General features: G+C 76.3%; 13 protein-coding genes and 1 pseudogene. 5 read left to right on the plus strand and 9 right to left on the minus strand.

Annotated features, from left to right (window positions below; translation table 11 throughout):
- The 3 genes from VGB14_07530 to VGB14_07540 all read right to left on the minus strand — a co-directional run.
- The coding region (locus VGB14_07530) for a DnaJ domain-containing protein (GenBank protein HEX9992761.1) at window positions 1-308 on the minus strand (308 nt) is incomplete at its 3' end.
- A 5-nt stretch (window positions 309-313) separates the two neighbouring features.
- On the minus strand, window positions 314-1,342 hold the full coding sequence (hrcA, locus tag VGB14_07535; GenBank protein HEX9992762.1) for a heat-inducible transcriptional repressor HrcA: 1,029 nt from the start codon (window positions 1,340-1,342) through the stop codon (window positions 314-316).
- Window positions 1,343-1,388: 46 nt separating this feature from the next.
- A complete protein-coding gene (locus VGB14_07540) occupies window positions 1,389-2,306 on the minus strand; it encodes a hypothetical protein (protein ID HEX9992763.1) in 918 nt (305 codons plus the stop codon).
- A gap of 194 nt (window positions 2,307-2,500) precedes the next feature.
- On the opposite strand from VGB14_07540, the gene VGB14_07545 reads away from it, so the two are divergent.
- Window positions 2,501-3,316 carry a GGDEF domain-containing protein gene (locus VGB14_07545; GenBank protein ID HEX9992764.1) on the plus strand — a complete coding sequence of 272 codons (816 nt, stop codon included), beginning with the start codon at window positions 2,501-2,503 and terminating at the stop codon, window positions 3,314-3,316.
- A gap of 245 nt (window positions 3,317-3,561) precedes the next feature.
- Window positions 3,562-5,139 carry a hypothetical protein gene (locus VGB14_07550; protein HEX9992765.1) on the plus strand — a complete coding sequence of 526 codons (1,578 nt, stop codon included), beginning with the start codon at window positions 3,562-3,564 and terminating at the stop codon, window positions 5,137-5,139.
- Window positions 5,140-5,216: 77 nt separating this feature from the next.
- On the opposite strand, the gene lepA is transcribed toward VGB14_07550, so the two are convergent.
- Window positions 5,217-7,010: a translation elongation factor 4 gene (gene lepA / locus VGB14_07555; protein ID HEX9992766.1), complete on the minus strand. Its 1,794-nt coding sequence runs from the start codon at window positions 7,008-7,010 to the stop codon at window positions 5,217-5,219.
- Window positions 7,011-7,402: 392 nt separating this feature from the next.
- The gene (locus tag VGB14_07560) at window positions 7,403-7,990 is read right to left on the minus strand and encodes a GNAT family N-acetyltransferase (GenBank protein HEX9992767.1); all 588 of its coding nucleotides are present in this window, start codon (window positions 7,988-7,990) and stop codon (window positions 7,403-7,405) included.
- Window positions 7,991-8,125: 135 nt separating this feature from the next.
- Between VGB14_07560 and rpsT the strand changes: the two genes are divergently transcribed.
- The gene (gene rpsT / locus VGB14_07565; protein HEX9992768.1) at window positions 8,126-8,404 is read left to right on the plus strand and encodes a 30S ribosomal protein S20; all 279 of its coding nucleotides are present in this window, start codon (window positions 8,126-8,128) and stop codon (window positions 8,402-8,404) included.
- A gap of 109 nt (window positions 8,405-8,513) precedes the next feature.
- Entirely contained in the window at window positions 8,514-9,005 is a 492-nt protein-coding gene (locus VGB14_07570) for a DUF4395 domain-containing protein (GenBank protein ID HEX9992769.1), read from the plus strand.
- A gap of 24 nt (window positions 9,006-9,029) precedes the next feature.
- Here the strand turns inward: VGB14_07570 and holA are convergent, their stop codons facing one another.
- The 3 genes and pseudogenes from holA to VGB14_07585 form a co-directional block, all read right to left on the minus strand.
- Window positions 9,030-10,067 (minus strand): DNA polymerase III subunit delta, encoded by a 1,038-nt coding sequence (gene holA / locus VGB14_07575; GenBank protein ID HEX9992770.1) that lies wholly within the window; start codon window positions 10,065-10,067, stop codon window positions 9,030-9,032.
- Window positions 10,068-10,071: 4 nt separating this feature from the next.
- A complete protein-coding gene (gene folP, locus VGB14_07580; protein ID HEX9992771.1) occupies window positions 10,072-10,851 on the minus strand; it encodes a dihydropteroate synthase in 780 nt (259 codons plus the stop codon).
- A gap of 610 nt (window positions 10,852-11,461) precedes the next feature.
- Window positions 11,462-12,871 (minus strand): annotated as a pseudogene (locus VGB14_07585) (ComEC/Rec2 family competence protein).
- A gap of 354 nt (window positions 12,872-13,225) precedes the next feature.
- Between VGB14_07585 and VGB14_07590 the strand changes: the two are divergent.
- A complete protein-coding gene (locus VGB14_07590; protein ID HEX9992772.1) occupies window positions 13,226-13,579 on the plus strand; it encodes a hypothetical protein in 354 nt (117 codons plus the stop codon).
- A 3-nt stretch (window positions 13,580-13,582) separates the two neighbouring features.
- Here the strand turns inward: VGB14_07590 and VGB14_07595 are convergent, their stop codons facing one another.
- Window positions 13,583-14,284, minus strand: coding sequence for a ComEA family DNA-binding protein (locus tag VGB14_07595; protein HEX9992773.1), 702 nt, complete (start codon window positions 14,282-14,284; stop codon window positions 13,583-13,585).
- Window positions 14,285-14,589 lie beyond the last annotated feature (305 nt).

A 14,589-nucleotide genomic window follows, 5' to 3' on the forward strand; every position in this document is an offset into this window, starting at 1 on the left:
CCGCCACCGCCGCCGCCGAACGGGCTGGCCCCGCCGAAGAAGGCCTCGAAGATGTCGCCCAGGCCGCCGGCGCCGAACATCGGCTCGCCCGGCGTCTCGGCCCCGAACCGGTCGTAGCGGGCCCGGCGGTCGGGGTCGCTCAGGGTCTCGTAGGCGAGCGCCACCTCCTTGAACCGGGCCTCGGCGTCCGGGTCGTCGGGGTTGGCGTCGGGGTGGTACTGGCGGGCGAGGCGCCGGTAGGCCCGCTTGATCTCGTCGGGCGTGGCGTCCCGCGAGACGCCGAGCACCTCGTAGTAGTCGGTTGCCACGGGGGTCAGCCCTCGCTCAGCCGGTGCCCGAGACGGTGGCTGACGACGGCCACTGCGGCCAGCGCCTGGGGGTAGTCCATCCTCGTCGGCCCGAGGACGGCGATCGTGCCGCCTTCGCCGCCGGCCTCGAACGGCGCGACGACGAGCGAGCACTCGGCCAGGGGCTCGAGGCCGGTCTCGGTGCCGATGGCGACGTTCATGCCCCGGTCGACGACGTCGCGGAGCAGGCTGACCACCAGGTATTGCTCCTCGAGGATCGACAGGACCTTGCGGACGGTGTCGACGGCCTCGAAGGCGGCCACCACGCGGGAGGCGCCACCGACGTAGACCTGGTCGCCGTCGGCGTGACGGCGGTTCGGGGCGACGGCGTCGAGCGCGGCGGCCACCAGGTGGTCGGTGGCGACGTCGCCGGTGGCCGGCACGGTGCGCACGCTGGCCAGGGTCGTCCCGACGACGTGGGTGGACAGGTGGGCCGTCGCCGCGGCCAGGCGCTCGGGCCCGGCCGACCCGTCGAGCTCCACGGTGGCCTTCTCGACGGCGCCGTTGGACAGCACCACGACCACGAGGGCGAGCTGCCCGCTCAGACCGACGAGCTGCACGGACCGGATGGACGCCGCCTCGTGCGGCGGGCTGACCACGACGGCCGCGTAGTCGGTCAGGGTCGACAGCAGCCGGCTGGTCTCGGCCAGCATCTGCTCCATCTCGCCGTGCGCCCTGGCGAAGAAGGCGCTGACCTGCTCGGCCTTCCAGGCGGCCAGCCGGGGCGGCGCCAGGTGGTCGACGAAGAAGCGGTAGCCCTTCTCGGTGGGCACCCGGCCGGCGCTCGTGTGGGGCTGGCGCAGGTAGCCCTCGGCCTCGAGCGCGGCCATCTCGTTGCGGACGGTGGCCGGCGAGACGTTCAGGCTCCCGCCCCTGACCACATGGCCGGAGCCGACCGGCTGGGCCGTCTCGATGTACTGCTCGACCACCGCGCGGAGGATGGCGGCCTTGCGATCGTCCAGCATCGTCCCCGGTTCGTCGTCGGCGATTCGCACTCGATGATACCGAGTGCCAAGTGGCGGCCCCGGCCCGCCGGGCGGGTCAGACGGGCCCGGGGGCCCCCGTGCCGGAGCGGTCGACGGCGTCGGCCAGGTGGTCGAGGCCCCGGCCGAGGCGGTCGACGACGCCGTCGACGCCATCGGCCCCGGCCCGCCCGGCCCGGTCGACCTCGACCCGCAGGTCGGCGCAGGCGGCCCGCACGCCGGCCAGCGCCGAGCCGAGCGCGGCCGTCACCTCCTCGACCCTGGCGAGGTAGGCCTCCTGCCGGCCCTCGACGGCGGCGGCGATGGCCGCTCCGAGCCGGTTGGGCAGCTGCTCGGCGAGGGCCACGACCCTGGCCGTGGCGGCCGAGCCGTCCCGGGCGGCGACCTCGGCGGCGACCCGGGCCGGCAGGTCGGCCAGCGCCCTCGCCACCCCCGGGTCCCGCCCGGCGACCTCGGCGGCGACCCGGGCCGGCAGGTCGGCCAGCGCCCTGGCCAGGTCCCGGTCCCGCTCGGCGGCGCCGGTCGTCCACGACCGCAGCTCGGCGACGAGGAGCGGCTCCCGCTCGCCCGCCGCTGCGGGCGCGCCGCCGGCGGCCACGGCGGCGACCAGGCGGTCGACGGTGGCCTGCTGGGCGGCGACGGCCTCGTTCACCTGCTGCACCTCGGCGCGGAGGTCGTCGACGGCGCCCACCATCCAGGCGAGCACCTCCCCCGTCGCCGCGGCGGACGGCGCCGGGCCCTCCCCGCCGACCAGCGAGGCGACCAGGGCGGCCGCCGGCTGGGCCGGCGCGGCGGCCGACTCGGGCCGCCGGACGGCGACCGGACGGGGGCCGGCGGCCCACACGTCGGTGCAGCTGGCGAACCGACCGTGGCACTCCGTGCCGCACTCCGGGCAGGCGCACGACGTCGCTCCCGCCACCATCGGCGCCGAACAGCCCGACGCCACGACCACGCCGAACTCGTGGCACCAGCCCATGGGCCGCGCATGGTAACGACGCGAACTCCGCGAACTCGGGATGGTCGACGCAGCCAGCGTCCGAGCGGTCGCGAACGGTATGCTCCGGCCGCCGCCGGGCGGGGGGTGCGGCCTGGGGACGGCGGCGGTCCGATGGACCGCCGGCGAGCATCGGCAGGCACGAGACAGGAGCGAGGTGCACCGTGACGAGCTCGGTGCCCGAACGGGTGAGGGAGCGCCGGGGCCATCCCCTGCTCGCCGCGCTCGTCGAGGACCTCGCCGCCGGACGGTCGGGGCCGGCCTTCATCAACGCCGCGCTCGAGCGCCTCGTCGCCTACTGGCAGCTGGCCTCCGCGGTCGCCGTCGTCGAGGACCAGAAGCTCGGCGTGCAGTGCTTCGCCGCCGCCCGCCGCCACGGCGACGCCGAGCCCGCCCGCCTCCGGTCCCTGCACCGCCGGCCCGGCGTGTACACCGACCCGGCCCTGCCCGACCACGCCGACGTCGTCGACTCGATCTTCCACCTCTGCACGGTCGCCTGGCGGATCGACCGCCTCCACTACCTGTCGACCCACGACGCGCTGACCGGCCTCTACAACCGGCGGGGGTTCGACGAGCAGCTCGGCCTCGCCGTCAACCGCAGCGCCCGCTACGGCTGGCCGTTCACGTTCGTGCTCATCGACCTCAACCGGTTCAAGGACATCAACGACCGGCTCGGCCACCCCGTGGGCGACGCCGTGCTGCGGTCGGTCGGCGAGCGCCTCCGCCGGAGCCTGCGGGCCGGCGACGTGGCCGGCCGGATCGGCGGCGACGAGTTCGGCCTGCTCCTGCCGGCCTACGACGCCGGCCACCTCGACAGCGTCCTCGACCGGCTCCGGGTCGGCGGCGACGTGCCCGCCGCGCCCCACGTCGAGCTGTCCGTCGGGACGGCGAGCTGCCCGGACGAGGCGGCCCAGGTCGACGCCCTCTACGCGCTCGCCGACCAGCGCCTCTACGCCCGCAAGGGCCGGGCCGTCTTCCACCCGCCGGCCTGACCGCGCCGCGCCGTCCGGGACGGCGCCCGCACCGGCAGTGAATTCGCGCTTGAATGTCGCCCCGAGCGCAGGGGGTGATGTGGGCCGACCGATCGTTGGGAGCGATCAACGCCCGGCCCGGCGCGCTCCCGGAGGCCGACCGGCCGCCCGGCACCCCGACCCCTTCCCATGACGTCCACCGAGCTCTCCACCCGCGGGCGGCGCAGCGGCAGACCCACCATCAACGGAAAGGGACAGGCAACTTCATGAAGCGAGCACTGATCGGCGCCGCAGCGGCGGCGCTGGTGGCGAGCGGAATGGCCGTGATCGCCAGCGGCGCGTCCGCGAGCTCGGCGTCACCGCCGGGCGCGGCCCGGGCCGACGCGGCCGGCGTCGCCAGCGCCTCCGGCTTCATCGACGAGGACGCCTTCGAAGACGTCGTCGTCGGTGTGCCCGGCGAGGACGTGGGCGACAAGGTCGACGCCGGCGCCATCGTCATCCTCTACGGCGGCGAGGAGGGCTTCCCGGCCCGCACCCAGACCGTCAACCAGAACGGCGCCGCCGGCGCGGCGGAGGACGGCGACATGTTCGGTGCCGCGATCGTGGTCGACGACTTCGACGGCGACGGCCTCGACGACGTCGCCGTCGGCGCCCCCTTCGAGGACGTCGGCGACGTCGTCGACGCCGGCAACGTGACGATCGTGTACGGCGGCGTCAACGGCACCACCGGCCGGGCGACCCCGGTCAACCAGGGCACGGTCGGCGGCGCCGTCGAGGCCGAGGACCACTTCGGCCAGGCGCTCGAGGCCGGCTCGTGGCGCAACGACGTCTACGGCGACCTCGCCGTCGGCGCGCCCGACGAGGACGGCGGCGACGTCGTCGACAGCGGCAACGTCACCGTGGTCTACGGCGACGCCCTCGGGCCGGGCCGGGGCGGCGTCCGCGTGCTGTCCCAGGGCTCGACCGGGGTGCGGGGCGAGAAGGAGGCCGGCGACCACTTCGGCTTCTCCCTCCAGAAGGGCAACTACAACACCCTCGACGAGTTCAACGACCTGGCCGTCGGCGCGCCCGGCGAGGACGCCGGCGACGTGGTCGACAGCGGCAACGTCACCGTCGTCTACGGCAACTCCACCGCGCTCGGCTCGACCAGCGACGTGCTCCGCCAGGGCGGCGGCGCGCCGGAGACGTCCGAGACCGGCGACAACTTCGGGTGGTCGCTCGCGGCCGGCAGCTTCGACGAGAACGCCGGCGCCACCGGCCTCGCCATCGGCGTGCCGGGTGAGAGCATCGGCAGCGTCGACCAGGCCGGCAAGGTCACCGTCGTCTACCCGGGCCTCAACAGCATCCTCGGCGGCCCGCCGTCGAGGGGCTTCAACCAGAACGACGTCGGCGAGGACATCGAGTCCTTCGACCGCTTCGGCGAGACGCTGACCGAGGGCATCTTCAGCCTCGCCCCGTACGCCGACCTGCTCGTCGGTTCGCCGTTCGAGGACGTCGGCGCGGCCGAGGACGCCGGCGTGGTGTCCATCCTGTTCGGGTCGAGCCGGGGCCTCACCCCGGTCGGGTCGGTGACCTTCGACCAGAGCGGGCTCGGCGGCGTGCCCGACGCCGGTGACAACTTCGGCGCCGCGCTCGCGTTCTACTTCCTGAACGGCCCCGAGGACGCGTTCGGCGAGTTCGCCGTGGGCGCCCCCGGCGAGAACATCGAGGGCGCCGACAACGCCGGCGCGGTGACGATCCACTTCAACGACCCGACCCCGCCGGTCGTCGCCGACACCTACACCCAGACCCGGTCCGGCGGCCTGTCGGAGCAGGGCGACCTGTTCGGCGCGGCCCTGGGCTGAGCCCGGGGTCGTTCCTTCGGGACGACGTTCGCCGGTGGGCGGCCCTGAACGGGGGGCCGCCCACCGTCGCGTCCGGCCTACTCCTCCAGGCGGAGGGCGGAGATGAACGCCTCCTGGGGGACCTCGACGCGGCCGATGCTCTTCATCCGCCGCTTCCCCTCCTTCTGGCGCTCGAGGAGCTTGCGCTTGCGGGTGATGTCGCCGCCGTAGCACTTGGCCAGCACGTCCTTGCGCTTGGCCTTGACCGTCTCCCTGGCGATGATGCGCCCGCCGATGGCGGCCTGGATGGGCACGTCGAACAGCTGGCGGGGGATCAGCTCGCGCAGCTTGGCGGTCATCCGGCGCCCGTACTCCGCCGACTTGTCGCGGTGGACGATCGTGCTGAACGCGTCGACCGGCACGCCGTTCAGCAGGATGTCGACCTTCACGAGGTTCGAGCGCTCGTAGCCGGCCGGCTCGTAGTCGAGGCTGGCGTAGCCCTGCGTGCGGCTCTTCAGCTGGTCGAAGAAGTCGACGACGACCTCGGCCAGCGGGATCCGGTACACGAGCTCGACCCGCTCGGGCGACAGGTACTCGAGCTTGGCCATGTCCCCCCGGCGCTGCTGGCACAGGTCCATCACGGTGCCCGTGTACTCCGACGGCAGCAGGATCGTGACGTTCAGCCACGGCTCCTCGATGGCCTCGATCTCCGGCACCGGCGGCATGTCGCTCGGGTTGTCGACCTCGACGACGTCGTCCGACGTGGTCAGCACCCGGTAGGCGACCGACGGCGCCGTGGCGATCAGCGACAGGTCGAACTCCCGCTCCAGGCGCTCCCGCACGACCTCCATGTGCAGCAGGCCGAGGAACCCGCAGCGGAACCCGAAGCCGAGCGCGCCCGACGTCTCCGGCTCGTAGGTGATGCTGGCGTCGTCGAGGCGCATCTTCTCGAGCGCCTCCCGCAGGTCGGCGAAGTCGTCGCCCTCGACCGGGTAGAGGCCGCAGAACACCATCGGCTTCGGGTCCCGGTAGCCCTCCAGCGGGCCGCTGGCCGGGCGGTTGGCCTCGGTGACGGTCTCGCCCGAGCGGGCCTCGGCGACGTCCTTGATGCCGGCGATCAGGTAGCCGACCTCGCCAGGCCCGAGCTCGGGCACGGGGGTCGGCACGGGCAGCCGGACGCCGACCTCGTCCGCGTCGTGGACGGCGCCGGCCTGCATGAACCGCAGCCGGGCGCCGGTGCGGAGGACGCCGTTCTTCACCCGCACCGAGCTGACGACCCCGCGGTACTGGTCGAAGTGGGAGTCGAAGATCAGCGCCTGGAGCGGCGCGTCGGCGTCGCCGACGGGGGCCGGGATGCGGTCGACCACGGCGTCGAGCAGCTCGCGCACGCCGTCCCCGGTCTTGCCGCTGACCCGGAGGATGCTGTCCGCGGGGATGCCGAGCACCCGCTCGATCTCCTCCGCGTAGCGGTCGGGCTCGGCCGCCGGCAGGTCGATCTTGTTCAGCGCGGCGACGATCTCGAGGTCGTGCTCGAGCGCCAGGTAGCAGTTGGCGAGGGTCTGGGCCTCGATCCCCTGCGCGGCGTCGACGAGCAGGATGACGCCCTCGCAGGCGGCGAGCGAGCGGCTCACCTCGTAGCCGAAGTCGACGTGGCCGGGCGTGTCGATGAGGTTGAGCACGTGGTCGCGCCAGTCGAGGCGGACGCTCTGGAGCTTGATCGTGATGCCCCGCTCCCGCTCGAGCTCCATCGAGTCGAGGTACTGGGCCCGCATGTCCCTGGGGTCGACCGCGCCGCAGAGCTCGAGCATGCGGTCGGTCAGCGTCGTCTTGCCGTGGTCGACGTGGGCGATGACCGAGAGGCAGCGCAGGCGGCGGATGTCGAGGTCGGGCACGGTGCTTCCGGAGGGCGGCGGGCGGGGACCGGCCCGAACGCGGGCCGCAGGCGAGCGTAGCGGCCGACCGTCCCGGCCCCGCCGGAGGGCCTGGCCCGGGTGGCGCGCCGGCGCGGCGCCGGGCGGCCGGCGCGGCGACCGGAGGGGAGCGCGGCGCCGGGAGCGCGGCGCCGGGCGACGGTGGCCGGCGCGGCAACCGGGCGGGGAGCGAAGCGAGCCGGCGGGGAGGTGGGGCGACGGCGTGTGCGTCGTGCCGGCGTGGCCGGAGGCGCCCCGGGGGCGCCGGGCCGCCGGGCCGCCGGGTTGCGGGATGGTCAGCGGACCGTCCGACGGACGAACGGGCGGCTCAGCCGGTCGCGTCAGCTGAGCGCGCGGACTCCGCCGCCGGGCGGTCAGGCGAGCGTGCGGCGGACGATCGGGCGGTCGTCGCGGCGGGCGATCTCGCGGAAGCCGGCGGCCTCGAACATCGGGAGGACGCCGACGTAGGCCGACGAGGTCGGCGCCCGGCCGCCCGCCGGGTCGACCGGGTAGCCCTCGACGGCGACCGCGCCGTTCGCCCGGGCGTGCTCGACGGCCGCGTCCAGCAGGGCGGCGGCCACCCCCGACCGCCGGTGCGAGCGGTGGATGTAGAAGCACGGGATCGACCACACCGGCACGTCGTCCACCGGGCCCAGCTTCTTCGACCGCTGGAGCCGGCCGTAGTCGGCCCGGGGCGCCACCGAGCACCACCCCGCCACCTGGCCGTTGCGGTAGGCGAGCAACCCCGTCGACCGCCCCTCGTCGACGAGCGCCCGCAGCGCGGCCCGGTTCGTCTCGCTGTTGGCGACGGTGATCTGCGCGCTCGGGGCCCGCCAGAACATGCACCAGCAGCCGGCCACCGCGCCCCGCCGGCCGAACAGCTCCTCGAGGTCGGCCCAGCGCTCGGGGGTGAGCGGGTGGACCTCGACCTCCCCGGCGCTGGGGTCCTCGTGCTCCGGCATCGGCGGCCACCATAACCGCTGTGGCGCACACGATGGTGACTGCACGGCGGCGCCGGCCCCGGCTGGGTGACGGTCGGGGGGCGCCGCTGCTATGGTGGCGGGTCCCCAAGTCGACCTCCGGCAGGTTCAGGACCCGTGGCGAACATCCGCAGCCAGATCAAGCGCAACCGTCAGAACGAGAAGCGCCGTCTCCGCAACAAGGCCGTGCGCTCCGAGGTGAAGACGCGGGTCAAGCGGGCCGTCACCGCCGTCGAGACCGGCGCGGACGACGCCGCCGAGGCCACCCGCCTCGCCGTGAAGCGCATCGACAAGGCCGCCGCGAAGGGCGTGATCCACAAGAACGCGGCCGCCCGCCGCAAGAGCCGCCTCATGAAGCGCATCGCCGCCGCGCAGGCCGCGGCCGGCGGGTCCTGACCCTCGGCCCGGCCGCTCCCCCGCTCGCTCGTCCGGCACGCGCCGCGTGGCGCGTCCCGAGGCGCGATTCGTGACCAACTGAGTCAGGTTTCGGCGTAGGCTGGCGGGCGTGAGCGCCCGGTCAGTGCTTCGGTTCCCCAACCCCGTCAACGAGCTGGCCGCCCGGGTGGTGGCCGCCGGGGTGGTCGTCCAGTGCGCGGCCTTCCTCGCCACCCGGCAGGGGTGGCTGCTGGTGCCGCTCTCGTACGGCTTCCTCGCCCGGGTGGCGGCCGGTCCCCGCTTCAGCCCGCTCGCGCTGCTCGCCACCCGCGTCGTCGCCCCCCGCCTCGTCACACCGCCCCGGCTCGTGCCCGGCCCGCCCAAGCGGTTCGCGCAGGGTATCGGTGCGACGCTCTCGACGGCCGCCCTCCTGCTGCACGCGGCCGGGTCGACCACGGCGGCCGCCGTCCTGGTCGCCGGCATCGCGGTGGCGGCGACGCTCGAGTCCGCCCTCGCGTACTGCATCGGCTGCCAGCTGTTCGCGCTGCTCATGCGGGTCGGGGTGATCCCGGCGTCGGTGTGCGAGGCGTGCGCCGACATCCGACTGGCACCCACCCGCTGACGGGCCCCGGCTGCGGCAGCCGGGTCAGACCCGCCGGGCGGCGAGCCGGCTGAGCCGGGCGACCAGCACCTCGAGGACGACGTCGTCGGGCACGTCGGTCGCCCCCCGGACGTCGAGGTCCGCCCTCGCCAGCAGCCGGTAGGCCTGGACGACGCCCTCGTGCCCGAGGCGGCGCACCTGGGAGAGCGCCTTGCGGGCCGGAAACGTCGACCCCCGCAGGCCGAGCACCTCGGCGGCGGCCCGCTCGTCCCGCACCTCGACCCCGTCGAGCAGCAGCAGGCGCCGGTAGTGCCCGTGGAGGGTGGCGAGGATCTGGAGCGGGTGCCGTTCGCCGCCGACCATCATCCGGCGCAGGCGGTCGAGCGCGGCCGGCGCGTCGCCCTTGTCGATGGCGTCGGTCAGCTCCCACGGCGGGACGCCGCCGGCCTCGCCGAGGTACGGCTCGACCTCGGCCGGGCCGACCCGCACCGAGCCCCCGTGGATGGAGGCGAGCGTCCGCAGCAGGTTGTCGAGGCGGCCGACGTCCTCTCCCAACCGCTCGACGACGAGCCGGCGCGCCGCCGAGTCGAGGCGGACCCCGCTCCGCTCGAACCGCTCCTCAAGCCAACCCTGGCGCGCCTTGCCGGTCGGCGCGCCGGTGTCGACGTTGGCGCCGCCGGCCGCCTTCACGGCGTCGAGCAACGCCTTCGGCACCCGGCCCGACGACCACACGAGCACGAGCGCGGTCGTCGGCAGCGGGTCGGCCAGGTACTCGACGACCGGCGCCAGCTGCTCGGCGCTGAAGCGGTGCACGTCGCGGGCGACGACCACCCGCCGGTCGGTCAGGAACGGCGGGGTGCGCGCCGCGTTGACGACCGCCGCCAGCTCGTAGTCCTCGCCGGCCAGCTCTTCGACGACCAGGCTCCGGTCGGCGTCGCCCACCAGCCGGTCGACGACCCGCTGGAGCCCGGCCCCGACGAGCACCGCGTCGTCGCCGCGGACGAGCGAGACCGGCGGCGCGTCGGCCGTCATCGGCGGGCAGGCGACGGCGTGCGACGGCGGGGTGCCGCCCGCCGACGCCATCGGCTCACGGCGCGACCTCGAGCACCGCGGCGATCACGTCGGCGACCCGCTTCGCGCTGCGGACGTCGTGGGCGCGCAGGATCCGGCACCCGAGCGCAACGCCGAGCGCGTGCGCGGCCATCGTCGCCGCCTGCCGCTCGCCGACCGGGACGTCGAGGAGGTGGCCGAGGAAGCGCTTCTTGGACGCCGAGAGCAGGACCGGGTACCCGAGGGCGACGAGCCGGTCCGACCGGCGCAGCAGGAGCAGCGACTGGGCCTCCGTCTTGCCGAGGTCCAGCCCGGCGTCGAGGACGATCCGGTCGCGGTCGACGCCGGCCGCCTCGGCCCGGGCCGCCCGGTCGGCGAGGAACGCGTCGACCGCCTCGACGACGTCGTCGTAGACCGGGTTCGGGTCAGGGACGCGCGGCGCGAGCCGGATGTGGGTGGCGACGACCGTCGCACCGGCGGCGGCGCACACCGGGAGGTACTCGGGGTCGACGAAGCCGCTGATGTCGTTGCCGACGACGGCGCCGGCTGCGAACGCGGCCTTGGCCACCGACGCCCGCCACGTGTCCACCGACAGCGGCACGTCGAAGCGGGCCGCGAGGGCCTCGATGGCGGGCACGACCCGCTCGAGCTCCTCCTGCTCGGTCACCTCGGGGCCCGGGCCGGCCTTGACCCCGCCGACGTCGAGGAGGTCCGCGCCCTGCGCCACCAGCTCGTCGGCCCGGCGCAGGAAGGCGTCGAAGTCCCAGTAGGCGCCGGCGTCGGAGAACGAGTCCGGCGTCCGGTTCAGGATCCCCATCACGAGCGCGCGGGTGGCGAGGTCGTAGGCCCGCGGGCCGAGCCGGAGCTGCACGGGCGGACGCTACACCGGCCCTCGGCCGCCCCAGCCAGGCCAACGGCCCCCCTTCGTGACCCCTCACCGGGCCGTCCGCGGCGACGGCGACCACGCCGACGTCGAGGCTCGGCGCCGTCGCCCGCACGTCGACGGCGAGCCCGCCGACGACGAGGTGGTCGCCGGGAACCGGCACCGTCCCGCCCGGCACCCGGTGGCCCGACGGGGCAAGGAGCAGCCCGACGTCGTGGCGGGCGGTCACGGCGACGACGGTCGCGGCCGCCGCCGCCCCGCCCGTGTCCGTCACGAGGACGTCGATCGGGCCGACGCGACCGTCGCGGAGGCCGGCGAGCACGGTGGCCGGCCACGGGTCGGCACCGATCCGCACGACCGTCGCGCCGCCGGCCCGCCACGCGACGGCGCCGCCGTCCAGGGCGACGACCGCGGGCGGCGGACCGGCCGGCCAGGCCGGCGCCAGGACGGCGACGGCGGCGAGCGCGCCGGCCGCGGTCGCCGGGCCGGGGCGGGCGACCCGGCGCAGCGCCACGCTCGCCCCCACGCCGCCGGCGGCGAGGAGGAGGTGGTGCAGCCTGACCTGCCCGAGCGGGAGGCGGGCCGCCGACCTGGCCACCCACGCCACCCACTCGACGAGGACCGTGGTGGGCACGTGGAGGGCGGTCGCCACGGCGCCGCCCACCACCCCGGCGGGCAGGCCGGCGGCGAGCCCCCACACCATCACCGGGCCGGCCGCCGGCTCGGCGAGGAGGTTGGCGGGCACGGCGGCGAGCGGGACGCCCCCGAACAGCGGCACGGCGACGGGCGCCACACCGACCTGGGCGGCCAGGGTGATCGCCAGCGGGGCGGCCAGCCATCTCGGACCGGGCAGGCGGGCCTCGATGCGGGGGGCCAGGAGCACGATGCCGGCCGACGCACCGACCGACAGCCACAGCGCGAGCGACCGGACGAGGAGGGGGTCGACGAGCAGGACGGCCGAGACGGCCAGCGCCAGGCGCCGGCACGTGCTCGCCTCCCGGCCGAGGGCCGTCGCCGTGACCGCGACCGCCGCCATCCCGGAGGCGCGCAGCACGGACGGCTCCCACCGGGTGACGAGCGCGAAGAACGCGATCGCGCCGAGCGTCGACGCCAGCCGGGCCCGGAGCCCGAGCCGGGAGAGCAGCGGCCGCAGGAGCGCCAGCACGAACGCGACGTTCTGCCCCGACACGGCCAGGAGGTGGGTGAGCCCGGCGGCGCGGAAGTCGTCCACGACCTCCGGCGGCTGGTCGCGGTCGTCGCCGAGCACGAACCCGGCGAACAGCGAGCGGCGGTCCGGTGGGAGCGAGCGGGCGCCGGACAGCAGCGTGCGACGAACGGCGTTGGCGGCCGTCGACCACGGCGCGCCGGGATGCCAGTCGTCCACGCCCGACACGACCAGGCGCCCGGCCACGTGGCGGAGGGCGAGGCGGTCGCGCTGGTCGGGCGCGGGTGGACCGACCGTGCCGGTCACCTCCAGGCGCTCCCCGGCCAGCCGGTCCTCCAGCTGCCACGCCGGCCGGCCGCGTGCCCACGCGTCGACCCGCCGGCCGTCCGGCAGGCGGACGTCGGCACGGACGGCCGACCCGACGGGCTCCGGGTCGCCGACGAGGGTGACCGTGCCGGTGAAGCGACCGGGCGGCGGCGGGTCGAGGCCGTCGAGCGCCCGGGCGCCGAGCGCCGACGCGAGCAGCGCGGCGCCGGCGCAGAGGAGCGGCGGGCGGCGCACCGCGAACGCGAGGGCGACGAGGCCGAGCGCGACGGGGAGCGGCACCGGGACCGCCCGCCAGGCGCCGAGCGCGACGGCGACGCCGAGGACGGCGGCCCAGCGATCGCTCACGACCGGTGCCCCGCGGCGCGGCCGGTGCGGCAGGGTGCGCCGGGACGAGGGCGAGCACCCGCCCGAGCGTGGGGCGGCGAACGACGGGACGACGGGAACGGGGACGGCACGTCCCACCTCCAGGCGCGGGGCGACAGCGAGAGGGGGAAGTGCCGGGCGCCGGCGGGCGGAACCCGACGGTCGTCACCGTACGGAGGGGGTGTGACAGGAACGCCCCGGGGCGGTGCATGCACCGATCCGGCGAGGGGCCGTCGCTACCATCGGCCAATGGCCGCGCCCAGGACGTCCGGTCCCAGGGCCCGGGCACCCGGGCGCGGGGCGCTGGGCACCAGCCGTGCGCGCGTCGACGAGCGCCGCCCGTCGGCGCAGCCTCGCCGCGACGCTCCCGCCGTCGCCGCAGGCCGACGGCGACGGGTCCGCCGCGTCGCCAAGCCGGGCCGCATCCGCATCCTCGGCCCCCTGCTCGCCTGCGTGCCGGCCCTCGTGCTCGGCACGGTGGCGCTGGCCGTCCGGGTCGGCTGGTCGTGCACGAGCATCGGGTGCGTCAAGCCGTCGCTGCTCTCCTACGGCCTCGTGCTGCTGGCCGTGCCGACGGCGCTGCTCACCGGCCTGCCGTGGCTGCTCGGACCGGTCAACGTCGGCGGCGCCCTGGCCACCAGCGCGCTGCTGTGGCTGGTGCTCGGGCGGTGGGCGGCGGGCCGGGTGACGACCGACGTCGACGCCACCTGGCGGGACTTCTGGTTCGAGTTCGGGATCATGGCGACCGGCGTCTGGCTCGGCATCCTCGGGGGCTTCGGGATCATCACGTTCTGGATGGCCGTCTGACCGTCACACGGTGACGAGCGACCGCAGCTCGGCGAGCTTGGCCTCGCCGATGCCGCGGACGTCGAGGAGCTGGTCGACCGACGTGAACGCGCCGTTCGCCGCCCGCCAGTCGAGGATCGCCTGCGCGGTCGCCGGGCCGACGCCGGGGAGGGTGTCGAGGTCGGCGGCCGTCGCCTCGTTCAGGTCCACGGGCTGCGCCGCCGGGTCGGTGCTAGACGGGCCGCCCGGGCCCGGTGGCGGGGCGACCACCGGTGCCGGCTCCCCCTCCTCGGGCACGTAGACCTGCGCGCCGTCGGTGAGCGGGGCGGCGAGGTTGACCCGGTCGCCGTCGGCGCCGTCGGTGAGCCCCCCGGCCGCGTCGACGAGGTCGGCGACGCGGGCGCCGGGCGCCAGCCGGTAGATGCCGGGATGGGCCACGGCGCCGGCGGCGTGGGCGACCACCTCGGTCGGCGCGGGTTCCGTCGTGGGCGCCGCGGTCGTCGACGACGCCATCGGCAGCGACAGCTCGGGCGGCGGCGCCGGTCGGCGGAGCAGGAGCACGGCGGCGACGGCCAGCACCAGGACGCCGACGGCCGCCGCGGCCGCCACCCGGCCGGGCGTGAGGTCCCCGATCGCCGCCAGCCGGTCACGCCACGCCAGCGGGGCGGGCGGCCGGGCCGCGTACGGGTCGAGCAGGTCGGTCGGCGGCGCCGGGTCGGCCGGCAACCGGGGCGCCGGCGCCGCCCGCCGAGCCGGCCGGGCTGGTCGCGACCGGGCGCGGGCGTGCCCGTCGGGCGCGGCAGGGGGCGGGTACGGCGGCGACGCGCCGGCATCGCCCGGCGTGGGCCCGGACGCAGAGGCGGTCCCCAGGAGCTCCGGCCGCGACGGGCCGGGATCGCCGGCCGGGGGCCCGGCGGCGGCGGCGGTCCCCCGGAGCTCTGGGCGGGGCGGCGGGCCGGTATCGCTCGCGTCAGCGGTCCCCCGGAGCTCTGGGCGGGGCGGCGGGCCGGGATCGCTCGCGTCAGCGGACC

The sequence above is a fragment of the Acidimicrobiales bacterium genome (genome assembly GCA_036399815.1).
Taxonomy (GTDB): domain Bacteria; phylum Actinomycetota; class Acidimicrobiia; order Acidimicrobiales; family DASWMK01; genus DASWMK01.

Excerpts from the sequence above, each read along its gene's own strand:
- VGB14_07540 (HEX9992763.1), bottom strand. The coding sequence starts at position 2,306 with ATGGGCTGGTGCCACGAGTTCGGCGTGGTCGTGGCGTCGGGCTGTTCG.
- VGB14_07550 (HEX9992765.1), top strand. The coding sequence starts at position 3,562 with ATGAAGCGAGCACTGATCGGCGCCGCAGCGGCGGCGCTGGTGGCGAGC.
- VGB14_07560 (HEX9992767.1), bottom strand. The coding sequence starts at position 7,990 with ATGCCGGAGCACGAGGACCCCAGCGCCGGGGAGGTCGAGGTCCACCCG.
- holA (HEX9992770.1), bottom strand. The coding sequence starts at position 10,067 with ATGGCGTCGGCGGGCGGCACCCCGCCGTCGCACGCCGTCGCCTGCCCG.
- folP (HEX9992771.1), bottom strand. The coding sequence starts at position 10,851 with ATGGGGATCCTGAACCGGACGCCGGACTCGTTCTCCGACGCCGGCGCC.